Annotated in this window: 20 protein-coding genes; 11 read left to right on the top strand and 9 right to left on the bottom strand. The window is 71.2% G+C overall.

Features of this window, described 5'->3' with window-relative positions; genetic code table 11:
• Positions 1–20: 20 nt before the first annotated feature.
• Together OG624_RS35635 and OG624_RS35630 are read right to left on the bottom strand one after the other, a co-directional pair.
• Complete coding sequence (locus OG624_RS35635; RefSeq protein WP_033226356.1) at positions 21–896, bottom strand: SDR family oxidoreductase; 876 nt, start codon at positions 894–896, stop codon at positions 21–23.
• Between the two features lie 15 nt (positions 897–911).
• Positions 912–1,487, bottom strand: coding sequence for a TetR/AcrR family transcriptional regulator (locus OG624_RS35630; protein WP_161290880.1), 576 nt, complete (start codon positions 1,485–1,487; stop codon positions 912–914).
• Between the two features lie 168 nt (positions 1,488–1,655).
• Between OG624_RS35630 and OG624_RS35625 the strand changes: the two genes are divergently transcribed.
• From OG624_RS35625 to OG624_RS35600, 6 genes are all read left to right on the top strand, one after another.
• A complete protein-coding gene (locus OG624_RS35625; RefSeq protein WP_033226358.1) occupies positions 1,656–3,428 on the top strand; it encodes an ABC transporter ATP-binding protein in 1,773 nt (590 codons plus the stop codon).
• A 113-nt stretch (positions 3,429–3,541) separates the two neighbouring features.
• Complete coding sequence (locus OG624_RS35620; protein ID WP_371640335.1) at positions 3,542–4,834, top strand: activator-dependent family glycosyltransferase; 1,293 nt, start codon at positions 3,542–3,544, stop codon at positions 4,832–4,834.
• A 29-nt stretch (positions 4,835–4,863) separates the two neighbouring features.
• Positions 4,864–5,478, top strand: coding sequence for a dTDP-4-dehydrorhamnose 3,5-epimerase family protein (locus tag OG624_RS35615; RefSeq protein ID WP_033226360.1), 615 nt, complete (start codon positions 4,864–4,866; stop codon positions 5,476–5,478).
• A 74-nt stretch (positions 5,479–5,552) separates the two neighbouring features.
• Complete coding sequence (locus OG624_RS35610) at positions 5,553–6,977, top strand: NDP-hexose 2,3-dehydratase family protein (protein ID WP_078909716.1); 1,425 nt, start codon at positions 5,553–5,555, stop codon at positions 6,975–6,977.
• A gap of 25 nt (positions 6,978–7,002) precedes the next feature.
• The gene (locus OG624_RS35605) at positions 7,003–8,229 is read left to right on the top strand and encodes a cytochrome P450 family protein (RefSeq protein WP_371640334.1); all 1,227 of its coding nucleotides are present in this window, start codon (positions 7,003–7,005) and stop codon (positions 8,227–8,229) included.
• 9 nt (positions 8,230–8,238) lie between these two features.
• Positions 8,239–9,522 carry an activator-dependent family glycosyltransferase gene (locus tag OG624_RS35600; RefSeq protein ID WP_266354500.1) on the top strand — a complete coding sequence of 428 codons (1,284 nt, stop codon included), beginning with the start codon at positions 8,239–8,241 and terminating at the stop codon, positions 9,520–9,522.
• A 24-nt stretch (positions 9,523–9,546) separates the two neighbouring features.
• Here OG624_RS35600 and OG624_RS35595 read toward each other — a convergent pair whose 3' ends face one another.
• The 3 genes from OG624_RS35595 to OG624_RS35585 are packed head-to-tail and all read right to left on the bottom strand — an operon-like array spanning position 9,547 to position 12,546.
• Entirely contained in the window at positions 9,547–10,854 is a 1,308-nt protein-coding gene (locus tag OG624_RS35595; protein ID WP_371589258.1) for an activator-dependent family glycosyltransferase, read from the bottom strand.
• 16 nt (positions 10,855–10,870) lie between these two features.
• Entirely contained in the window at positions 10,871–11,698 is an 828-nt protein-coding gene (locus OG624_RS35590) for an NAD(P)H-binding protein (protein WP_371589257.1), read from the bottom strand.
• 38 nt (positions 11,699–11,736) lie between these two features.
• Positions 11,737–12,546, bottom strand: a complete 810-nt coding sequence (locus OG624_RS35585; protein WP_371640333.1) for an FkbM family methyltransferase — start codon at positions 12,544–12,546, stop codon at positions 11,737–11,739.
• Between the two features lie 224 nt (positions 12,547–12,770).
• Here OG624_RS35585 and OG624_RS35580 point away from each other — a divergent pair, with 224 nt between their 5' ends.
• Positions 12,771–13,853, top strand: coding sequence for a nucleotide disphospho-sugar-binding domain-containing protein (locus tag OG624_RS35580; protein ID WP_244291023.1), 1,083 nt, complete (start codon positions 12,771–12,773; stop codon positions 13,851–13,853).
• 61 nt (positions 13,854–13,914) lie between these two features.
• Here OG624_RS35580 and OG624_RS35575 read toward each other — a convergent pair whose 3' ends face one another.
• Genes OG624_RS35575 through OG624_RS35565 form a run of 3 tightly spaced genes read right to left on the bottom strand, consistent with a single transcriptional unit; the run spans position 13,915 to position 16,303 of the window.
• The gene (locus tag OG624_RS35575) at positions 13,915–14,334 is read right to left on the bottom strand and encodes an ester cyclase (RefSeq protein ID WP_033226368.1); all 420 of its coding nucleotides are present in this window, start codon (positions 14,332–14,334) and stop codon (positions 13,915–13,917) included.
• 2 nt (positions 14,335–14,336) lie between these two features.
• The gene (locus OG624_RS35570) at positions 14,337–15,245 is read right to left on the bottom strand and encodes an alpha/beta fold hydrolase (protein WP_371594056.1); all 909 of its coding nucleotides are present in this window, start codon (positions 15,243–15,245) and stop codon (positions 14,337–14,339) included.
• Positions 15,242–16,303, bottom strand: a complete 1,062-nt coding sequence (locus OG624_RS35565) for a methyltransferase (RefSeq protein ID WP_326749645.1) — start codon at positions 16,301–16,303, stop codon at positions 15,242–15,244. Before OG624_RS35565 ends, OG624_RS35570 begins: the two co-directional genes overlap by 4 nt.
• A gap of 186 nt (positions 16,304–16,489) precedes the next feature.
• Between OG624_RS35565 and fabG the strand changes: the two genes are divergently transcribed.
• The 4 genes from fabG (at position 16,490) to OG624_RS35545 (ending at position 21,856) form a co-directional block, all read left to right on the top strand.
• Positions 16,490–17,275: a 3-oxoacyl-ACP reductase FabG gene (gene fabG / locus OG624_RS35560; protein ID WP_033226372.1), complete on the top strand. Its 786-nt coding sequence runs from the start codon at positions 16,490–16,492 to the stop codon at positions 17,273–17,275.
• A 25-nt stretch (positions 17,276–17,300) separates the two neighbouring features.
• Positions 17,301–18,251 carry an aromatase/cyclase gene (locus tag OG624_RS35555; protein ID WP_371640332.1) on the top strand — a complete coding sequence of 317 codons (951 nt, stop codon included), beginning with the start codon at positions 17,301–17,303 and terminating at the stop codon, positions 18,249–18,251.
• 17 nt (positions 18,252–18,268) lie between these two features.
• On the top strand, positions 18,269–19,576 hold the full coding sequence (locus OG624_RS35550) for an activator-dependent family glycosyltransferase (RefSeq protein ID WP_371640331.1): 1,308 nt from the start codon (positions 18,269–18,271) through the stop codon (positions 19,574–19,576).
• 177 nt (positions 19,577–19,753) lie between these two features.
• The gene (locus OG624_RS35545; protein WP_371640330.1) at positions 19,754–21,856 is read left to right on the top strand and encodes an AfsR/SARP family transcriptional regulator; all 2,103 of its coding nucleotides are present in this window, start codon (positions 19,754–19,756) and stop codon (positions 21,854–21,856) included.
• Between the two features lie 59 nt (positions 21,857–21,915).
• Here OG624_RS35545 and OG624_RS35540 read toward each other — a convergent pair whose 3' ends face one another.
• Positions 21,916–23,133 (bottom strand): class I SAM-dependent methyltransferase, encoded by a 1,218-nt coding sequence (locus tag OG624_RS35540; protein WP_033226414.1) that lies wholly within the window; start codon positions 23,131–23,133, stop codon positions 21,916–21,918.
• Between the last annotated feature and the right edge of the window lie 4 nt (positions 23,134–23,137).

The following is a 23,137-nucleotide window of genomic DNA, read 5'->3' as shown; positions in this document are numbered from 1 at the left end:
CTGCCTCCGCGACGGCACCTTCAGCGGAAGTCGGCGGCGTGGTCGCGGGCCCATTCCGTGTAGGGCCGCGCGGGCCGTCCGGTGACCGCGTCGGCGGTGACCGTTCCCGGGGCCTGCTCCGGTTCGGCCTCGGCGAGGTCGGCGGGCTCGGCGGGTGCTGATTCGACGCCGGAGTAGTCCTCGTAGCCGAGCAGGAAGTCGGCGTTGGCCGCCGCCCAGCCGCCCTGACGGTGATAGAAGGCGCGCGCCTCGGCCACGCCGAGCTCCTCGATGCGGATGTCCTCGCCGATGGCCGCGGCGATGGCGGCGACCTGTTCGCGCTGCGTCAGCGTCTGAGGGCCGGCCAGCGTGTACGCGGTGTTGACGTGCCGGGCCTCGACGAGGGCGGCAGCGGCGACGTCGGCGATGTCCCACTCGTGGATGGGGGTGCTGCCGCGGTCGGGGTAGGGGTCGACGACGCTGCGCGTGGCCCGGATGGAAGGGCCCCACATGTGCAGGGAGTTGACCGCGAACTCGCCGGGCCGGACGTGGGTCCATTCGACGCCGGACGCCTCCACGGCCCGCTCGACCGGAAGGTGGTACTCGGTGTCGTAGCCGGCGGTGACGGTCGCGGAGGAGAGCAGCACGATCCGCCGCACCCCCGCCGCCACGGCCAGCTCCACCACCTTCTCGGCCGTCTCCAGGACGGGGAAGAGGAACATCTTCTCCACCCCGGCCAGCGCCCCCGGCAGGGTCTCGGGCCGGGCCAGGTCGCCGGCGACGACCCGCGCTCCGGCGGGCAGGCCGGCCGTTTCGGGCGAACGGGTCAACGCCCGTACGTCCTCACCCGCTTCCACCAGCCGGCGGACCACCTGGCGCCCCACGTTCCCGGTCGCCCCGGTCACCAAGATCGTCACAACGTCCACGTCCCCTCAAGTCTGTGCTCGGATTCCGTTCTCGAGCATGCGGATGACCGAGGCCGCGACGCCGTGCCGCGGCAGAACGCCGCGGCTGGCCGAGTCGCAGCCGGTGTAGACGAGCGCCCAGAGCGCGTCCTGGATCCACTCCACCGAGACCGTGGGGTCGAAGACACCTTCGGCCTGGCCGCGCCTGATCAGATCGGTCACCATCTGTGCCACGGAGTCCGATTCGTCGCCCGCGTCGAAGCCGTCGAGGACGCGGGGGTCGCCGTAGAGGAACAGCAGCCGCTCCCCCGTGCCGACCAGGGCCGCGACCAGTCGGCGCAGGCCCTCCAGCGGCGGACCGTCACCGACCGCCGCGTCCTGGACCGACTGCTGGATCACCAGATAGGCGTCGGCGATCGCGGCCTGGACCAGGACGTCCCGGTCGGGGAAGTAGCGGTGCAGCGTACTGCGTCCCACCTGGGCGGCCTTGGCGATCTCGGCCAGCGTCGCGGCGCGGTCCTGGGCGAGCACCTCCGCGGCCGCACCCAGGATGGCGCGACGGGTACGACTACGTGTTCCGGACTCCACATCTGCACTGCCCATGTGCCGAACATAACAGAGGATCACCCATCTCGGGTCATCAGTCTGCTATTTTGGGACATCAATGTTCCATTTAGATGATCTGACGTTCCGGAAATGGATCGAGAGAGGGGCGGCGACATGAGCGTGGAGGGCATGGTCTTAGGGGGCGCGCCCCCCGGGAGCCCCCCGGTGCGGTTCGCCAACGTGAGGGTGCTCTGGTCCTTCGTACGGCCGCACCGCCGACCGCTGCTCGTGGCGTTCGCCCTGACAGTCGTGACCACCGGGACCATGCTGGCCACCCCCATGGCCACCAAAGGCATCCTGGACGGCTTGGCGGACTCCGCACCCCTGGCCCGGGCCATCTGGATCCTGGTCGGCCTGCTGATCGTCGGTTCGGCCTTGGGGTGGATCCGGCTGATCATGCTGGGCCGCATCGCGGAGCAGGTGGTCCTGGACGCCCGGGTCACCATGGTGCGACGGCTGCTGCACGTACCGGTCGGCGGACTGGGCCGGCGCTCGCCCGGTGAACTGGTCACGCGCGTCACCTCCGACACCCTGCTGCTGCGGGAGGCCGCCTCCTCGACCGCGCTGGAGTTCTTCAGTTCGATGATCATGGTGGTCGGGTCATTGGTGCTGATGGCGGCGCTCGACTGGGTGCTGCTGCTCGTCATGGTCGCCACGATCGTCCTGATCGGCGCGGTGATCGGCCTGGTCATGCGGCCGCTGGCGGCGGCCCAGCAGGAGGCGCAGGCCGCGATCGGACGACTGGGCGGCGTCCTCGAGGGCGCTCTGCGGGCGATCCGTACGGTGAAGGCCAGCCGCTCCGAGACCTGGGAGAGCGACCGCATCCTGAGCGAGGCGCGCGAGTCGTTCCGGCAGCGGATGCGGGCGGTGCGGATCGAGGCGCTCAGTTGGACGCTGACCGGCGTCGGCTTCCAGGGCGCGATCCTGGTGATCCTGGGGTTGGGCGCCTGGCGGGTGAGCCTCGGCCAGCTGACCGTCTCCGGGCTGGTCGCCTTCCTGCTGTACGCGTTCCTGGTCGTCGACCCCGTCACCCAACTGAGCCAGTCGGTCTCCCTGCTCCAGTCCGGCCTCGCCGCGTCCGCGCGGATCCGCGAGATCCAGGACCTGCCGGTGGAGGACACCACGACGGTGCCCGAGCGGACCACGGCCCCGGTCGCCGGCATCCACTCCCCCGTACTGTCCTTCTCTCAGGTGACGGCCCGTTACGCACCGGGCACCAGGCGGGCGTTGAACGGCGTCAGCATGGACATACCCCGCCGCGGGCACACCGCGGTGGTCGGCCCGTCCGGCGCCGGGAAGACCACGCTGTTCTCGCTCGTCCTGCGCTTCCTGGAGCCGGAGGACGGCGCTGTCGCCCTCGACGGCGTCCCGCTCGCCCAGTATTCGCTGGACGAGCTGCGCCGGCGGATCGTCTACGTCGAGCAGGACACCCCGCTGGTGCCGGGCACCCTGCGGGAGAACCTGCGCTACACCGATCCCGAGGCGGACGACGAGGCCCTGTGGGCCGTACTGCGGGCCGTCCGGCTCGACGAGAAGGTCAGCTCCCTCCCACAGGGTCTGGACACCCCGTTGGACGGCACCGTCGTCTCCGGCGGCGAGCGCCAGCGCATCGCACTGGCCCGGGCCCTGGTGAGCGAGCCCGAGATCCTGCTGCTGGACGAGGCGACCGCCCAGCTGGACGGGCTGACCGAGTCCGCGATCCATGACGCCGTCGTCGAGATCGCCGCCCGCGGCGCCGTGATCACCATCGCCCACCGGCTCTCCACCGTCGTCGACGCCGACCAGATCCTCGTCATGGAGGACGGCTTGTGCCGGGCCACGGGCAGCCACGACGAACTGCTCGCCACCGACGACCTGTACCGGGATCTGGTGGCGGCGCTACGGATCGCGACGATCAACCAGGCGACCCAGGGCCGGGACACGGCCGTGGCCGGCTGACCTCCGGACACGAGACGGCGGGGCGCCCGGTGCCGAACGGGCGTCCAGCCGTCGTCGATCAGGCTGCGAGGGCCGCCCACCACGCTTCGGGGCGAAAGCAGAGGAGAGCTGTGATGCGGGTCCTGTTCACGACCTTCGCCGCCAAGTCCCACCTGCACATCCAGATCCCGCTCGCCTGGGCGCTGCGCTCGGCCGGCCACGACGTGTGTGTCACGAGCCAGCCGGATCTCGTCGAGTACATCTCCCACACCGGTCTGACGGCCGTGGGGGTCGGCGAACGCCTGGATCTGGATGTGCAGATGTCCGGGGTCAACCGGCGGCGGAACGACTCCGAGGAAGTGGCCGACGACCCGGACTTCCTCACCCATGCCGATCTGTCCGGACTGCGCCCGGAGCGCCGTACCTACGACTATCTACGCAACGCCTTCGAGCTGATGGCGACCCACGTGTATCCGACGCTCTCCTCCGCGTCCACGGTCGCCGACCTGGTCGGCTTCGCCCAGCGGTGGAAGCCGGACCTGGTGGTCTGGGACACCCATACGTTCGCCGGGGCCGTCGCCGCGACGGTCACAGGCGCCGCCCATGCACGGCTGCTGTTCGGCGCGGACCTGCTGGGCCACTCCCGGCAGCTCTTCCGCCAGGAGCACGACCGGCTGCCGGCCGGTGAACGCTCCGATCCGCTGGCCGAGTGGCTCGGCGAGGTCCTGGGCGAGTACGGCGGCCACTTCACGGAGGACGTCGTCACCGGGCACTGGACCATGGACGGACTACCGGCCGCGATGCGGCTGCCGGTGCCCGGCCAACACCATGTGCCGGTGCGGTTCGTCCCGTACAACGGGCCGTCCGTGCTGCCCGACTGGCTCGCCGAGCCGTTGGAGCGCCCCCGGGTCTGTCTGACCCTGGGCTCGTCCGGTCGTGAGGTGCTGGGGGCGGACCGCGCTTCGGTGACGGATCTGCTGGAAGCGGTCGCCGACGTGGACGCCGAGGTCGTCGCCACCTTGTCGGCGGCGCAGCTGAGCGAGTCACCGAAGGTGCCGGACAATGTCCGGGTGGTGGACTTCGTCCCGCTGGACGCGCTGCTGCCGAGCTGCTCGGCCGTCATCCACCAGGGCGGCGCGGGGACGTTCCAGAACGCCCAACTGCACGGTGTACCGCAGATCATCGTCCCGGACCTGCTCTGGGACTCCGCGTACAAGATGCGCCACCTCCGGTCGACGGGCACGGGCCTGGCCGTGGCCGATGTCGACCGGTTCACCGCGGCCCAGCTGCGGGACATGCTCGTCCACGTACTGGAGGACCCCTCCTTCGCCCGGAACGCGGCCGGTGTCCGCCGGGAGATGCTGGGCATGCCCGCGCCCCGCGACATCGTGCCGGTCCTGGAACGCCTGACCGCCGAGTACCGCTGAATACCGCTGAGTTCGGGAGAGACGGACAGATGACCTTCACCATGCAGTCACGCAAACTCGCCGTCGACGGCGCCTACGAATTCGTTCCCCGGGTCTTCGACGACGGGCGCGGATCCTTCACCTCTCCGTACCAGGAGAGCGCCTTCGTCGAGGCGACCGGGCACTCCCTTTTCCAGGTCGCCCAGACCAACCACAGCACCTCCCGGCGGGGGGTGGTGCGTGGGCTGCACTTCACGGTGTGCCCGCCCGGCATCGCCAAATACGTCTACTGCGCCCGGGGCCGGGTGTTGGACATCGCCTTGGACATCCGGGTCGGCTCCCCCACCTTCGGCGCCTCCGACAGCGTGGTCCTCGACCCGGCGAGCTGCCGCGCCATGTACTTCCCCGTCGGGGTCGCGCACGCCTTCGTCGCGCTGGAGGACGACACGGTGGTCTCGTACATGCTCTCCGGCGAGTACGTGAAGGAGGACGAGATGGCCCTGTCCGTCCTCGACCCCGCGCTCGGGCTGCCGATCCCGAGCGACATCGACCCGATCATGTCCGAACGGGACACCCAGGCACCCACCCTGGCCGAGGCGCAGGCGGCGGGCATGCTCCCCGACTACGACAAGTGCCTGGAGATCGACCGGGCGCTGCGGTCGTGAGGACGCTCCACGGGTCCGCCGACACCGCGCTACGGCTCGCCGAGTCGCTGGCCCACGGGTCCGGCGACGCCCCCATGGCCCAGCGGGTGCGGGACGTGCAACGGTGGTTCACCGAGTTCGGCCGGTACGCCTACACCGAGGTGGCCCCGATACCGCTCGACGGGCTCAGCGGCTGGCACCGCGACCGGGACACCGGCGACATCCGTCACGACAGCGGCAAGTTCTTCAGCGTCGAGGGCCTGGCGGCCCAGGTGCCCCTCGGGCCGGTTCCCGAGTGGACGCAGCCCATCATCAACCAGCCGGAGATCGGGGTGCTCGGCCTGCTGGTGAAGGAGAACGACGGCGTCCTGCGCGCTCTGGTCCAGGCGAAGGTCGAGCCGGGCAACCGCAACGGCCTCCAGCTCTCCCCCACCGTGCAGGCCACCCGCTCCAACTACACCCGGGTCCATCAGGGCCGCGCCGTGCCGTATCTGGAGTACTTCCGCGACCACCGCGCCCATCATGTGATCGCCGATGTGCGCCAGTCGGAGCAGGGCGCCTGGTTCTACCGCAAACGCAATCGCAGCATGGTGGTGGAGACCACGCGGGAGGTGGAACTCCGCAAGGGGTTCACCTGGCTGACCCTCGGCGAGCTGTACGCGATGCTCGCCGAGGAGGACCGGGTCAACATGGATCTGCGGTCGGTGCTGTCCTGTCTGCCGCTGTCGGCGAGCGGGGTGGACACCGTGCTGCGCTCCGACGGTACGGGCTTCAGGGGCTCCCTGGTGCGATCCTGCCGGCCGTCGGCCGGTGCCCGGCACTCGCTCGGGGAACTGTTGAACTGGCTCACGGACACCCGCGCGGGCACCGATGTGCTGACCGACCGCATCGCGCTCGACGGGCTCCGGGGCTGGCGGCGCACCCCCGAGACGATCACGCACGAGAGCGGCCAGTTCTTCTCGGTCATCGGGGTGGACGTGACCGCCGGGGGCCGGGAGGTCGCCCACTGGAACCAGCCGATGATCCGGCCCCGGGGCCAGGGCGTGATCGCCCTGCTGGTGGCGCGGATCGACGGTGTGCTGCACGCGCTGATGCACGCGCGCGTGGAGCCCGGCTACCTGGACGTGGCCGAACTGGCCCCGACCGTGCAGTGCATCCCGGACAGTGTGGACGTGCTGCCGGCCGCGGCCCGGCCGCCGTTCCTGGACACCGTGCTGTCGGCGGACCCCTCCCAGCTCCGCTACGACACGGTGCTCTCGGAGGAGGGCGGGCGCTTCTACCACGCCCTGAGCCGGTACGTGATCGTGGAGACGGCCGCGGAGGGGATCGAGCATCCGGAGTTTCGCTGGATCGCGGTCCATCAACTGATGGAGCTGCTGCGGCACAGCCACTATCTGAACGTCCAGGCCCGCAGCATGGTGGCCTGCCTGCACAGTCTGCTCGCCGTACCGGCGACGGCCGCCCCGGCCGTGCCCTCGATGCCGACCGGCCCGAGCACAGCGGGAGTCGAGGGAAGCTAGAGCGGCCCGGCCTACTTTCGGCGGCATGATTTCCACCAAGACCGACAGCGAGCTGGGTTCCGAGCTGATGACGCTCCGCGGCATGCAGTGGATCTACGGCATCAAGGACGACCCGTACGCCCTGCTGCTGCGGGCCGAGAGTGACGACCCGCACGAGCTGGGGCGACGCGCCCGGGAACACGGGCCGTTGATGTGGAGCACCGCCGAGAGCTGGGTGACCGCGCGGTATGCCACGGCCGCCGCGCTGCTGGGCGATGCGCGGTTCGGGGTGCGCCACCCGAAGCCGCAGGCACCGGACGGCGCGGAGGCGTCCTTCGCCTGGCAGCTTCCCGCCCTGCACGACGTCCTGCCGCTGGACGACGTGTTCCTCGCCCTGGATCGCGAGGCGTACCGGCGGCTGCGCGGGGTGACCGTGGCAGCCGTCGGTACGGACTCGGGCTTCTCGGCGCGGGTGGCGGAGCGGGCCACCGCGCTGCTGGACCGGCTGGGCGACTCCTTCGACCTGATGACCGACTTCGCGCAGCCGCTGGCCGCGCGGACCCTGGCCGGGATGCTGGGGACGGGGGTGGACCCCGGCCGGCTGGCCGCGCTGTGCACGCAGGCGGCGCCCGCGCTGGACGCCACCTTGTGCCCGCCGCGGATGTCCACGGCCCGTGAACTGATCACGGCCGCAACGGAGATCCGCGACCTGATCGCGGCGGTGACCCCCGGCGGGCCCGCGGACGACCTGTTCGCGTCGCGGATGCTGCTCGCCGTCGCCGGTGTGCAGCTGGCCGCCAACCTCACCGCGCGGACCGTCTCCGCGCTGCTGGACGCTCCCGACGCGGCGGCTGCGGTCCGCGAGGACCCGGAACTGGTGGCGGCGGGGGTACGGGAGACCGTACGCCACGCCCCTCCGGTGCGGCTGCAGAAGCTGTTCGCGTACGAGGACGTGGAGGTGGCGGGCGTGCCGCTCGCCGCCGGTGCCGAGGTGACCGTACTGGTGGAGGCCGCTCAGCGGGACCCGGAGGCGTTCGCGGACCCGGACCGCTTCGATCCGGGGCGGGAGTCCGGGCCGGGGACGCTGGCGTTCACCGACGGCCTCCCCACGGGGGTGCTGGAGCCGTTCGCCGTACCTCTCGCCACGGCGGCGGTGGCGGCGGTCGCCGGGCGGCTCGGGGCGCTGCGCCGGGCGGAACCCGAACTGCGGCGGCTGCGGGCCCCGGTGTCCGGCGGTGTGCTGTATCTGCCCGTCACCACGACGGCCGGCTGAGGGGGTCCGATGCGGGTACTGATGACGTGTTTCGCGCAGGAAAGCCACTTCAGTGGGTCCGTGCCGCTGGCGTGGGCCCTGCGGACGGCCGGTCACGACGTGCGGGTGGCGAGCCAGCCCGCCCTGACCGATGCCATCGTCGGCGCCGGACTGACGGCTGTTCCGGTGGGCGGTGACCCTGCCCTGCACACGGTGCTCGGGGCGGTGGGCGGCGACATCATGGCGCTGCACGACCGGGCGGACTATCTGGAGAAACGCCATGAGCGGCTGCCGTTCTCCTTCCTCAAGGGCCATGACACGGTCATGGCGTCGCTCTTCTACTCCTGGATCAACAACGAGTCGATGATCGACGAGCTGGTCGCGTTCGCCCGCGACTGGCGTCCCGATCTGGTGATCTGGGAGCCGTTCACCTTCGCCGGGGCGGTCGCCGCCCGGGCGAGCGGAGCGGCCCATGCCCGGCTGCTGTCGTTCCCCGACATGTTCGGCAGCACGCGCCGGCTCTTCCTCGACCGCCTCGCGGCGGGGGCGGCTGCCCACCACGACGACACCCTCGGCGAGTGGCTGACCTGGACGCTCGGCCGGTACGGCTGCTCCTTCGACGAGGAGATCGTCACCGGACAGTGGTCCATCGACCAGATGCCGCCGAGCGTCCGGCTGTCCCTGGGGCATCCGATGGTGCCGATGCGGTACATCCCGCACAACGGGCAGGTCCCGACCGTGGTGCCGGGTTGGCTGCGCGCGGAGCCAGAGCGGCCGCGGGTCTGTGTGACGGCGGGGATGACGGCCCGGGACACCGGCGCCCACAACGCCGTCCTCGCCGACGACGTCTTCGCGGCCGTGGACGGTCTGGACATCGAGGTGGTGGCGACGCTGAACCCGGCGGAACGTGAGCTGGTCGGCGCCACCCCGGACAACGTCCGGGTGGTCGACCACGTCCCGCTGGACGCGCTGTTGCCGACCTGTGCGGCGATCGTGCACCACGGCGGGGCGGGCACCTGGGGGACGGCCACCGCCCTCGGGGTGCCGCAGATCTCGCTCGGCCGCGTGTGGGACGCCGTGTACCGCTCGCGGCGGATCGAGGAGCTGGGGGCCGGGCTGCATCTACCGGCCGGCGGGGTGTCGGCGCGGAGCCTGCGGGCCGGGCTCGTCCGGCTCCTGGAGGAGCCGGAGTTCCGGCGGCGGGCCGGGCTGATACGCGACGAGGTCCGGGCGGCGCCCCACCCGAACGAGGTGGTGGACGTCCTGGAGCGACTCACCGCGCGCCACCACGGCCGGGTGGCCGCGGCGCGCTGACCGGCGTCGGGGGCGGGGCTGCGGTCAGTGCCGGTGGGCCGCGGTCAGCCGCTCCAGGGCGGGCACGATCTCGCGGGGCGAGGGTGTGCCGAGCATCTCCCGGCGCAGGGCGCCTGCCCGGACGGTGAAGGACGGCTCCTCCAGGACCCGTACGAGCAGGTCGCGCAGCCCGGCCGCGGTCAGTGCGCGTACGTCCCGTACATACAGCCCCGCACCGGCCTCCTCCACGCGTCGGGCCTTGAGCAGATTGTCCAGCATCGGCGCGGGCACGACGACCTGCGGGACCCCGTGGGCCAGCGCGGTCTGGGTGGTGCCCGAGCCGCTGTGGTGGATGATGGCCGAGCAGCTGGGCAGCAGCGCGTCCAGCGGGACGAAGTCCACGGCGCGGACGTTGTCCGGGAGCCGGGGCAGCACGGCCAGCTGGGCGGAGTTGAGCGTGGCGACCACCTCGATGTCGAGTTCGGCGACGGCGTCGAGGAGTTCGGCGACCGAGGCCCGGTCGCCGCCGAGCAGTTCGCGGAACGACCGGCCGAGCGTGAGGCAGACCCGGCGCCGGTCGGCGGGGCGGCGCAGCCAGCCGGGGACGGCGGCGTGTCCGTTGTACGGCACGTAGCGCACCGGCAGGTACGGATGGTCGACGTCGAGCCGCAGTGAGGTCGGTACGGGGTCGATGGTCCACTGGCCGAGGACGGCCTCCTCCGCGAACTCCCGCCCGTGGCGGCGGAGCAGCGGGCCCAGCCACTCCTCGAACGGGTCCTCGCGGTGCTCCGGCGCTCGCTCGCGCAGCGCGGCGCGGTAGCTCTGCCTCATCCGGCCGATGACGTCGAAGCCGAACATCAGCCGGGCGTGGGCGGCTCCGGTGGCCATGGCGGCGATCGCCCCGGCGAAGGTCGTCGGATCCCAGATCACCAGGTCGGGCCGCCACCGGCGGGCGAAGGCAACCAGGTCGTCGACCGTGCCCGGTGAGGAGGTCTGCCGGAAGCTGTGGCTGGTCCAGGCGGTGAGGACGCACTGCATGTAGTCGTAGGTGAGCCGCTCCGGGCGCAGCTCGCACAGGTCGAACAGCTCCCAGGCGATGCCGCCCTGGGCGTTCCAGATGTTGCCCTCGACCCGCACCTCCTGCTCGGTCAGCGGGGAGACGTCGGCCCACTGCCCGGGGTCGAGGGCCCGTCCGACGGATACGGCGGTGAGGCCGGAGCGGACGATGTCGTCGGCCAGGTCGGGCTGGCTGGCCACGCACACCTCGTGTCCGGCGGCGCGCAGCGCCCAGGCGAGGGGCACCTGGGCGTGCAGATGCGTGGCGGCGGCGAGAGTGGTGAACAGGACGCGCATCAGCGGTCCTCGGGGGTCATCGGAAGTCCGCCCGGTGGTCGGCGGCCCACTGGGCCAGGGTGCGGGCGGGTGTGCCGGTGAGCCGCTCGACCGTGTCGTGCACGGCGGCGGGCCGGTCCACCCAGGAAGCCTGGAAGGCCAGGATGTAGTCGGCGATCGGCTCGGGGAAGCCCTGTTCGATCATGTCCGCGCGGGCCGCGACCGGGGTGACCTCCTCGAAACGCAGCTCGCGCCCGAGTCCGGCGGCCAGGGACCGTACCTGCTCGCCCACGGTGAGCGCCTCGGGACCGGAGACGCTGTGCACGGCCCCCGCGTGGCCGTCCTCCAGAAGTGCCGCGGCGGCGACCGCCGCCACGTCGGCCTCGTGGACGGGGGCGCCGACGGCGTCGGGGTAGGCGGCGCGCACCACGCCGGCGTCGGCGATGGAACTCCCCCAGACACTCAGCTTGTTGGCGGCGAACTCCCCCGGCCGGACATGGGTCCAGTCGAGGCCGGTCCGCTCGACGGCCTCCTCGACCGGGCGGTGGTGGTCGGGGTCGCTGCCCTCGGTGACGGCGTCGGAGGAGAGCACGACGATCCGCCGTACCCCCGCCTGAGCGGCGAGCCGTGCGACCTGTGCGGCGGTGGACGGCTCGGGGAACAGATAGAGCCGTTCGACACCCGTCAGGGCGGGCAGCAGGCTGTCGGGGCGCAGCAGGTCTCCTGCGACGACCTCGACCGCGTCGGGGAGCGCGGCGCTGTCCGGGGTGCGGGTCAGGGCGCGCACGGGCGCCCCGGCTGCCACCAGGAGGTCGACCACATGGCGGCCGACGCTGCCGGTGGCTCCGGTGATCAGAAAGGTCACGGGGGTGGGTCCGTTCGGTCGGGGCGGGTCGGGGCGCGTCAGTCGCGGGTGGCCAGGACCAGATGGACGGTGCCGCCGGTGTACACCCCGAACTGGGAGATCTCGGAGCGCAGCCCGTGCTCGGCCATCAGGGCGGTGATCTCGTCGAGACGGCCGTCGATGTCGTGGACTTCGAGCAGGACGCGGCGCACCATCGGCCAGTGCTCGTCGTCGAGACCCTTGAGGACGTCCAGCTCGCCGCGCTCCACGTCCACCTTGAGCAGTCCGATGCGCTCGATGCCCTGGTCCCGGATGATTCCGCTGAGGGTGCCCACGTCCACCTGGACGGTCTCCCGTACGTCGAACATCCGCCACACGACCTGCCGGGTCTGCTGGTCGGCGTCGATGTTGTCGAGGTTGGCCTCGATGTTGCGGACGTTGTCCTCCTCGTCCTCGAAGAGGGTGGAGGAGGACGGGATGTACGGGTGGAAGATCAGTTCGGCGGTGCCGGCCGCGGAGCCGAGGGCCATGTTGAAGGCGGTGGCGCCGGGCAGGTGTTCGGCGAGATTGGCCACGAGACAGCCATGGGTCTTGGGCGCCGGTTCGAAGGCCAGGACTCGGGCGCCGGGGGCCTGGGCGGCGAAGCGGATCGCGGCGAGTCCGACGTGTGCGCCGACGTCGACGATCGCCTCGTCGGGGCCGAGACCGGCGGCCGCGGTCCGGTAGAACGGCGCTTCGGTGAGCTCCGTCCAGAGGGTCTGTGCCTCGGCCTCGTTCATGACCTGGACCGTGGGCCCGTCGGGCAGCGCGCAACGCACGGTCGGCGGGGCCGAAGGCAGGTCGGCGGGGAGGTTCCAGTAGTCCACCATGCCGTCCACGATGGAGCCGCGCCCATGACTTCCCCCCGCAGACCGCTGGAGCCGCGGACGCCGGGCGGGTCGACCGGTTGTCGGTCGCCGCGCGAGATCGTCCTGACACGCTCGCCGGAGCCTGCGCCCCGGCCGCCCGGAAGCCGTCGGCGCACTTCGTCGACAGGGGAACCATGCGCGCGCTGTTCGTCACATCTCCCGTACTCAGCCATATCTTTCCGACGGTGCCGCTGGCGCACGCGCTGCGGGCGGCGGGGCACGACGTGCGGTACGCCGTCGGTGACGCGCTGGACGCCGTCACGGCGGCGGGTCTGCATGCCGTCGACATCACCCCCGGCCTGGACTACACCAAGGTCTGGGTGCCGGACGGCGCCGAGGATCCGATGTACGTCGAGGATGCCGGGGTGGAGTTCCTGGCCACGCTGTTCGGCCGGGTCTCCGGGGTCGAGGTCGACGGGGCCTTGGAGGTGGCCCGGTCCTACCGGCCGGATCTGATCGTGCACTCGGCCGCCCAGGGCGCCGGAGCGCTGGCCGCCGCAGCGCTCGGGATTCCCTGCGTGGAGCTGCCGTTGGGCCCGGCGGACAGCGATCCGCGGCTGGCGGGGCTGCTCCGCGAGGCCATGAAGGGCGACTACGAGCGCCATGGAATCCCGGGGACGCCGCCCCGGACCGTGCGGATCGCCTCCGTCCCCGAGCGGCTCGCGCCGCTGCTGCCGGGTGGGGAACGACCCGAGCACGAGTGGTCGATGCGGTACGTCCCGTACAACGGCGGCGCGGTGCTGCCCGACTGGCTGTCCCGGCCGGCCGACCGGCCCCGGATCGCGGTCACGCTGGGGTCGATCGGGGCGCAGTGGGGGGGCATCACCGTGCTCGCACCGCTCGTCGCGGCGGCGGGCGAGGTGGACGCGGAGTTCGTGTTGACCCTGGGCGGCGGGGATGTGGAGCTGCTCGGTGAACTCCCGCGGAACGTCCGGACGGTGGAGTGGGTGCCGCTCGCGCCGCTGCTGGAGACGTGTGCGGGGATCGTGCACCACGCGGGGTCGGGGACGCTGCTGACGGCGATGACCCTGGGGGTGCCGCAGTGTGTGCTCCCGGACGGCGCCTACCAGCGGGCCAACAGCGATCTGCTGGTGGGCAGCGGGGCCGGTTTCGCGGTGGACGCGGCGGAGATCGGCGCGGCCGAGTGCCGACGGCTGCTCGAGGACCCGGCGCTGCGGACAGCGGCCCTCGGGCTGCGCGACGAACTGCGCGGGACGATGCCGAGCCCGGCCGCGCTGGTGCCCCGACTCGAGGAGCTGGCGGCCTGAGACGTGCCGGTGCCGGGCCTCTCGTACGGACGAGGGGCCCGGCACCGTCGTACGTGCGGGGTCAGAGGCCTTCGGGGACCTTGCCCAGGGCGCGGTAGAGGGGCGAGAAGTTCATGACGTCCCAATGCTCGACGACCTGGCCTCGGTCGTCGAACCGCAGTTCTTCGAGGTAGTGCCAGGTGACCGGCTTTCCGGTGGCGGGTACACCCATGAAGTCACCCTTGTGCGTGGCGGTGACGGTGATGCGGAGCATGACCCGGTCGCCCTCGGCGACGATGCTCTTCGCCTCCAGGTGAAGGTCGGGGAAGGCGGTCAGGGAGCCGCGCATGATGTCCGCGATCAGGTCGGCGGGCATGGGCAGGCCGTCCTCGTCGTAGTGGACGGCGTCGGGGGCCCAGAACGCGATGACCCCGTCGGGGTCACCCCGGTTCCAGGCGGCCACCATCTCCAGGGCGCGGCGCTTGTTGTCGGCGGGTGACATGGCTACTGCTCTCCTTGCGGCCGGGGGCTGAGGACGTGTGCGGTGATGGCCTCGGCGAGGGGTGCGTGGACGGCGCCGGGCAGGGCGTGCCCCATGCCGGGGATCTCCACGAGCCGGGCACCGGGGATGAGTCCGGCCAGGTGGCGTCCGTGCGGGGGCGGGGCGATCAGGTCGTTGAGGGCTTGGACGACCTGGGTGGGCACCCGGACCTGGGCGAGTTCGGGGGCGCGCTCGCGGGGGTGGGACGGGAGCATGTGGTGGGCGGTCGGTTCGGTGGCCGTGCCGGCGTGGTCGGCGGCGTCCTGCTCCCAGCGGCGGAACTCGTCCGCGTCGAAGGGAACCTGGCCGCCGGAGAAGATCCGGGAGCGCTCGACGCGCCGGTCGATCTCGGCGCGGGCTCCGTCGACGGGCTGCGACATCAGCTCCACGGCGTCGAGGAGGGCCGGTCCGGGCAGGGGAAGTCCGTCGGCGGAGGGTTCGCCCTTGAAGAGGCGTTCGATGTTGCCGTCGAAGTCGACGTCGAGGCCACCGCCGAGCATGAGGGTGAGGCTCAGCAGCCGTCCGGGGTGGTCGAGGGCGAGGAGCTGACCCATGATCGTGCCCATGGACATGGTCACCACATGGGCGGCGGGGATGTCGTGGGCGTCGAGGACGGCGACCGCGTCCCGGGTCAGCTCCGTGTACGTGTAGGGATGGGCGGCGAAGTCGCGGACGGTGGAGCGGCCGGTGTCCCGGTGGTCGTAGCGGATCACCCGCAGCCCGTGCGAGGTGAGCCGGTCGACGAAGTCACGGGGCCACGCGCGCGAGGACTGGTTGCCGCCGGCGATGAGGAGCAGCGGGGGATGCGCCGGGTCTCCGAGAGCCTCGCTCCACAGTCGTACGTCTCCGCTCCGGACGATGCGCTCGGTCATACGGGGCTCATTTCGATCAGGCAGAAGTCGAAGGGGACGACCGGCGAGCTGATGGGTGTCACCAGGGAGGTGACGGCCAGTCCGGCGGAGGCGGCCAGGGCGCGCCACTCCTCGGTGGTGCGGACCCGCCCGCCGAGGAAGACCAGCATCCGCATGTCCAGGACGCTGAAGTAACGGTCGGAGGTGGAGACCTCGGGCCCCTCGGCCGGCTCGGCGCGCTCCCGCAGCAGGATGCGGCCGCCCGGTTCGAGGGCGTCGCGGCAGCGTTCGAGGATGCGCCGGGCGTCGTCGTCCTGCCAGTTGAGCAGCACCATGGAGAGCAGGACGAGGTCGGCGCGGACGGGGAGTTCGTCGAAGAAGTCGCCGCCGAGCACGTCGATGCGGCTGTCCGTTCCGGCGGCGGCGATCCGTTCGCGGGTCCGGCCGGCCGGGCCGGGCAGGTCGAGGACGGTGCCGCGCAGATGCGGTGCGGCGCGCACCAGGGACTGGAGGAATCCGCCCGGGGCGCCGCCGAGGTCGAGCACATGGCGCACCCCACTCCAGTCGTAGGCGGCGATCGGCGCGGCGTGGACGGCCTCCTCCTCGGTGGCCATCAGCCGGTCGAAGGCCTCGCCGAGTTCGGGGACGGCCGACAGGTCTTCCCAGAAGGGGCGCCCGTACAGCGCCTCGTAGGAGGGCCGGCCGGTCCTGACCGCGTCGAGGAGGCGGGTGAACGCGAGGTCGGCGCGGCCGACGGGCTGGTCGAGGGCGAGCCAGTGGCGCTGCTGGACAGGGTGGTCGTCGGCGAGCAGCAGCCCGACGTCCGTGGGCTCGAACCGGCCGGGGGAGGTCTCGTGGTACACCCCGACGGCGGCGAGATGGCGGACGAGGCGGTGCAGCGCGCCGGGATCGGTGCCGGTGGCGGCGGCGAGGTCCGTGGCAGCAGTGGCGCCGGCGAGCATGTGGTCGGTCAGCCGTAGCGTCGCCGCGACCCGCAGCGCCATCGGGGTCACCAGGTCGCACAGGTTGATCAGGGCATCCATGGGTGTGCCGTCGTGCTGTCTGCTGGAACTGCTCACGTGGGCTTCTCCCGGATCGCCGGCCGGCCCTTGCCCCAGCCGTTTGCCCGGCGAGTATGCGGCCCTCCTCTCGCAAGGCTCTCGACGATCACTGGGCCGGTTCGGGACGGCCCGGACGGTCGGGTCCAGTGGGGTACGAGGCCCCGCCGGCAGCCTGGGTCGCCGGACCACTGGTGAGGGGATGGCATGACACGTCAGGATCGAGGCGTCGCCGTGGTGACCGGCGCGACCAGCGGTATCGGTGCGGCGGTCGCGGGTCTGCTTGCGGAGCGCGGCCACCAGGTCTTCCTGTGCGCACGTGACCGGTCCCAGGTGGACGCGACGGTGGAGGGGCTGCGCAAGGCGGGCCATGACGTCGACGGGCAGACCTGCGACGTCCGTTCGGCGGACGAGATCCGCTCCTTCGTCACCGCGGCGAAGGAGCGGTACGGGCCGGTCGGTGTGCTGGTGAACAACGCGGGCCGCAGTGGCGGCGGTACGACCGCAGAGATCACCGACGAGCTGTGGCGCGATGTGATGGAGACCAATCTCGACGGTGTCTTCCGGATGACCCGGGAGGTGCTCACCACCGGCGGGATGTTGGAGAGGGGCCACGGCCGCATCGTCAACATCGCCTCCACCGGCGGCAAGCAGGGCGTGATGTTCGGGGCGCCCTACTCGGCCTCCAAGCACGGAGTCGTCGGCCTCACCAAGGCGCTGGGTCTTGAGCTCGCCAAGACCGGGGTGACCGTCAACGCGGTCTGTCCCGGCTATGTGGAGACGCCGATGGCGCAGCGGGTGCGCCAGGGCTACGCGGCGTTCTGGGAGACCTCCGAGGAGGAGGTGCTGAACCGGTTCGAGGCGAAGATCCCGCTGGGCCGGTACTCCACGCCCGAGGAGGTCGCCGGCCTGGTCGGCTACCTGGTCACGGACACGGCCGCGTCGATCACCGCGCAGGCGCTCAACGTCTGCGGCGGGCTCGGCAATTACTGAGCACGGACCGAGGGAGACGCGATCCATGACGGAGCCGGAGACACACCGCACCGAACACCGCATCATCGTGGCGGCCGAGCCCGAGGCGGTGTTCGGGCTGATCGAGAACGTGGCGGACTGGCCGGTGATCTTCCCGCCGACCGTCCATGCCGAGCAGGCCGAACGGAACGGGGACACCCAGCGCATACGGATCTGGGCGACGGCCAACGGCGAGGTGAAGGGCTGGGTCTCCCGGCGTGAGCTGGACCGGGCGGGCCTGCGCATCCGCTTCCGGCAGGAGGTCTCCCGCTCCCCGGTCGCCGCGATGGGCGGCGAGTGGGTGATGGAGCCGCGGCCGGAGGGCGACACCCTGGTCCGACTGCTTCACGACTACCGTGCTGTCGCCGACGATCCGGCGCATGTGGAGTGGATCCGGCAGGCGGTGGACCGTAACAGCGACAAGGAGCTGGCGGCGCTGCGCGACGCGGCCGAACAGCGCGAGCGGCGGGCGGAGCTGCTGCTGTCGTTCTCCGACACGATCCCGGTCGACGGCGCCGCCAAGGACGTGTACGACTTCGTCGACCGGGCCGACCGGTGGCCGGACCGACTTCCGCACGTGGCCCGGGTGGAGCTCACCGAGGACGTCCCGCAGCAGCAGATCCTGGAGATGGACACCCGCACGGCGGACGGCTCCACGCACACCACGAGATCGGTGCGGATCTGTTTCCCGTATGAGCGGATCGTCTACAAGCAGCTGCTGACCCCCGCGCTGATGACCGCGCACACCGGTGAGTGGACGATCCGGGAGGACGGGGCACGGACGCTGATCACCAGCACCCACACGGTGGTGATCAACCCGGAGCCGATCACCCGGATCCTCGGCGCGCACGCCGGGGTCGCCGAGGCGGGGGCCTTCGTCCGTGAGGCGCTCGGCCGCAACAGCACCACCACCATGCTGCATGCGAAGAAGTACGCCGAGGACATCGCACGCGGCTGAACCGGAAAGGCAATGCCATGCGGGTCCTGTTCACCTCGTTCGCCGCGACGTCCCATGTGCATACGCAGGTTCCGCTGGCGTGGGCGATGCGCGCCGCCGGGCACGAGGTACGTATGGCCAGCCAGCCGGACGGGGTCGAGCACATCCGGCGGGCCGGCCTCACCGCCGTACCGGTGGGCGAGCCACTCGACCAGGAGTCGGTCGTCCAGGAGCTGGACGCACGCCGCTCCGAAGCGCAGGAGGAGGGCCGTACGGGCCCGGAGGCGCTGGACTTCGTCGCGCTGACCGACATCAGCGAGCTGCGCCCCGAGCGGATGACGTATCCGTACATGCAGGCCCGGCAACTGGCGCTCACGATGGGGGCGTTCCCCACCCAGTCGGATCCCGGCACGATCGACGATCTCGTGCTGTTCGCCCGGTGGTGGCGGCCGGACCTGGTGGTCTGGGACACGATGACCTTCTCCGGGCCGGTCGCCGCGATGGCGTCCGGCGCCGCCCACGCCCGGCTGCTCTTCGGTCTGGACCTGATCGGATGGCTGCGGGGCCATTACCGGGCCGAGCTCGGCTCCCGGCATCCGCTGCTGCGGGACGACCCCATGGCCGAGTGGCTGGGCTGGACGCTCGACGCGTACGACTGCGCGTTCGCGGAGGAAGCCGTGGTCGGGCAGTGGACGATCGATCCGGTGCCGGCGTCGCTCGCCCTCGCGGTGCCGGGGATCCGGGTGCCCGTGCGGTACCTGCCGTACCACGGGCCGTCGGTCGTCCCGTCCTGGGTGCACGAGCCACCGGCGCGGCCACGGGTGTGTGTGACCCTGGGCCTCTCGCAGCAGGAGGTGTTCGGCCGCGACAGGGCGTCTCTGGCCGAGATCCTGGCCGCGGTGGCCGAGCTCGACGTGGAGGTCGTGGCCACCTTGAACGCGGCCCAGCTGGCCGCACTCGGCGGCGACCCACCCTCCAACGTACGGGTGGTGGGGTTCGTTCCCCTCGACGCCCTGCTGCCCACCTGCTCGGCGGTTATCAGCCATGGCGGCGCCGGAACGTTCGGCACCGCGCTCGCCCATGGGATCCCGCAGGTCATCGTGCCCGACCTGCTCTGGGACACCACCCGTAAGGCCGAACGGCTCGAAGCGGCCGGCGCCGGCCTGAGAGTCGCCGACCCCGAAGAGTTGACCGCGGCCGAACTCCGCGCCCTGCTGGCCCGGGTGCTCGGAGAGCCGTCGTTCGCGACTGCCGCCGCCCGCCTCCGCGACGAAATGCGGGCCACCCCCGCCCCCGCCGACATCGTGCCCACCCTCGAACTACTTACGGCCGAATTTCGACGGTGACGGCCCGTCACTCATCACGCCTTTACACGGGACACCTCGGGCCACCAGCCGTCAGATTCTTTGCCTGCGCTTGGCCAAGATTTTTTTCTCCATTGACAAGAAGCTTCCTTGAAACCTAAAGTCAAGATCGAGTTTCGACAGCGGATCGACCAGCCGTTGAACTAATGGGGGAACGCCATGGATTTCAGGGTTCTTGGACCTCTAGAGATGCTCGACAAAGGGCGGAATGTAGCGCCGACGGCACCCAAGCCGCGGCAGGTCATCGCCCTGCTGATCATGCGACGCAACGCCGTGGTGCAGACGAATGAGTTAATAGACGAATTATGGGAGGAAGGCCCTCCAGTCAGCGCCCTGACCACCCTCCAAACCTATGTGTACAAGCTCCGAAAAATTCTTGTGCGGCATGGCGGAAAAGGACTCCTCCATACCCGCCCCGGTGGCTATTTACTGGAAATCCCGAACTCCTCCATCGATCTCCACCGGGTAGAAGGAGCAGCCACCGAGGGACAGGCGGCACTGGAGGCCGGAAATCCGGCCCGGGCCCGCGACATTCTGACCCAAGCGCTTTACACCTGGCAGGCTCCGGCGCTGGTCGACGTGGACCAGGGCACCCTGCTCTCCTCGTACGCGACGCGGCTCGAGGAGTTCCGCTCCCGCATCCTGGAGCTGCGCATCGAGGCGGACCTCCAGCTCGGCCACCACCGGGAACTGGTGAGCGAGCTGAAGTCCCTGGTACTCACGCACCCCTTGCACGAACATCTGCACGGCTCCCTCATGATCGCCCTGCACCGTTCCGGACGGCGCCATGAGGCCTTGGAGGCGTTCCGGGTGCTGCGCCGCAACATGATCGAGGATCTCGGCCTCGAACCCGGCGAGGAACTGCGCCAGTTGCACCAGGCCCTCCTCGGCGACTCCCCCGTCGGTCCGCCGTTCGAGGCCCGGCAGACCCTGCGTCCGACCCCCGCTCCGCCGGGCGCGCCGGTGAGCGCGCCACACGCAGAGCCCGCACCGGCCCCGGCCGACGACGTCGCGCACGAGCCGGCCCGGCAGGAGACGCCGGCACCGGAACGCATACCCCCGACCACGGCCCGGGCGGCGCCGGAGCGGCACGCCACCCCCGCCCCCACCCCCACACCCACGTCACCGGTGCCGGTTCCGGCCGAGCTCCCGGCCGACACACCGGACTTCACCGGACGCGCCGACGCTCTCGACGAGATCACCGCGCATCTGACCCCCGACGAGCCGCACGGCAACGCCACCCGGGTCGTGGTGATCGCCGGCATGCCCGGGGTGGGCAAGACCGCCCTCGCCGTCCATCTCGCGCACCAGCTGCGCCACCGGTTCGAGGACGGCCAGCTCCACGTCGAGCTGGCCGGCTCGTCGGACGCACCTCGGGACATCATGGACGCCCTGCACGAGGTGCTGCACTCCCTCGGGGTGCCGCGCACGCACATTCCGGAGGGTCTGGAGGAGCGCAGCAAACTGCTGAGGTCGACCACCGCGTCCCGACGGCTGCTGCTGGTCCTCGACGACGCCTCCTCGCTCGCCGACGTACGTCCCATGCTGCCCGGAGGCCCGCACTGCGGGGTGATTCTGACCAGCCGCCGCCGACTGCACGGTCTGGCCGGGGCGCAGAACGTCGATCTACAGGTGTTCGCCTGCCAGGAAGGCCTGGACCTGCTCGCCTCGCTCATCGGGCGGCAGCGGCTGGAGCAGGAGTCGGAGGCCGCCGACCGGCTGGTGGCCCTGTGCGGAGGGCTGCCGCTCGCGCTGCGATGCATCGGCGGCCGACTGGCGGCCATGCCCGGGCTGCCGCTGGCCCGGGTCGCCGACCAACTGGCCAGGTCCCGGGACGTCATAGCGGAGCTGAGGCTGGGCGAGCTGGATGTGAAGTCCGGCTTCGACGCCGTCTACGGCCGACTGTCCCACACCGACCGCGCCGCGTTCCGGCTGCTCAGCATGTTGCCCGTGGACTCCTTCTCGACCCCGACCGCGGCCGAGCTGCTCGGCCGCGAGGTGCCCGTGGTGGAGCGGGTGCTCCAGTGCTTGGTCAACAGGTATCTGCTCCAGGTCGTCCACTACGACCACGACGGCATGCACTACGCCTATCCGTCGCTGACCCGGCGCTACGCCCGGTCTCGGCTGGATGCCACGCTCCGCCGGCCGGCCCGTGACGGGCGGTCGGCGCGCGGACCACACGGTGACCGGTCGGAGCACGGGCGCTGCGCGGAGTTGGACAACGCTGTCACCCACAGCGGCGGGCACGCCGCCGTCTATTGACGGCACCCGTACACGCGTGTGTGGCGAGGGAGGTACTCTCCCTCGCCACACACGCACGCTCAGACCACGTGGACGTGCGGGACGTAGAGGATCCACTTTCCGCCCGCGTCCCGGAAGCGGGTCTCCTTGGCGATGATCTCCTCTGCGTGGTTCCACGCGAAAAGCAGCGCGTAGTCGGGATACGGGTTCTCGAACGCGGCTCGCGGGCGCACCGGTATGTGCGAGCCGGGGGTGAGCCGCCCCTGCTTGTTGGGCGTGGTGTCGGAGACGAAGGACACCAGATCGGGGCCGATGCCGCAGTAGTTGGCCACGGTCGCGCTCTTGGCGGTAGCGCCGTATCCGACGACCGTCCGGCCCTCCTCCTTGAGCCGCCTGAGCAGGCCCACGAGGTCGTCGCGGGACTTCTCGACCTTCCCGAAGAAGGTCCGCAGGGTCTCCAGGTCGGCCAGGCGCCTGACCTTCTCCTCGGTGAGCAGCTCGGTCACCGACGGGTCGGGCGTGCGCCGGCCCTTGCGGGCGATGGTGTACCGGACCTCACCGCCGTGCACCGCCAGCCGCTCGGCCTTGACCAGTTCGAAGCCGAACCGGTCGGCCATGGCGGAGACCGAGGTGACGGTGAAGAAGTAGTAGTGCTCGTCGTAGATCTGGTCGTAGGAGGTCTTGTCGACGATGTCGGCGAGGTACGGGTCCTCGAAAACGAACACCCCGTCCTCGGCGAGCAGGGCGTCCACCCCCCGGAAGATGGAATCCATATAGGGGATGTGGCAGATGGTGTTGGCGGCGTAGATCAACTGCGCGGGTCCCTCCGCCGCGCGGATCTCGGTGGCGGTGGACTCCTGGAAGAACTCGGTCGATACCCGGATGCCGAGCCGGCGAGCGATGTCGGCCACGCTCTCCGAAGGCTCCACACCCAGGTGCCGTACGCCTGCCTCGGCGAGGGCCTTGAGCATGATGCCGTCGTTGCAGCCGAGTTCGACCACGAACGAATCGGGGGACGTCAGCTCGGTTCGCAGGAAGTACTGAGCGGTCTGCTCGAAGTGCTTCCTCATCACCGACGACCCGGAGGACAGATACGGGTAGTGCCCGTTGAACATCAGGTGCCGCGGCACTTCCTCCATGAGTTGGACCATGCTGCACGAGGCGCACACGCCCAACGCGAGCCGGAAGAAGTACTCGTCCCCGATGTAGTCGGGCTCGAGAAACCCGCTGGAAAGCGGCTGCGTGCCGAAATCACCGAACTCGTGAAGTCGGCCGCCGCAGATACGGCAGCTCGTCATGGTG

Source organism: Streptomyces virginiae, assembly GCF_041432505.1.
Lineage (GTDB): Bacteria > Actinomycetota > Actinomycetes > Streptomycetales > Streptomycetaceae > Streptomyces > Streptomyces virginiae_A.
The sequence above is the reverse complement of the archived record's forward strand: the minus strand, read 5'-3'. Positions and strand labels throughout refer to the sequence as shown.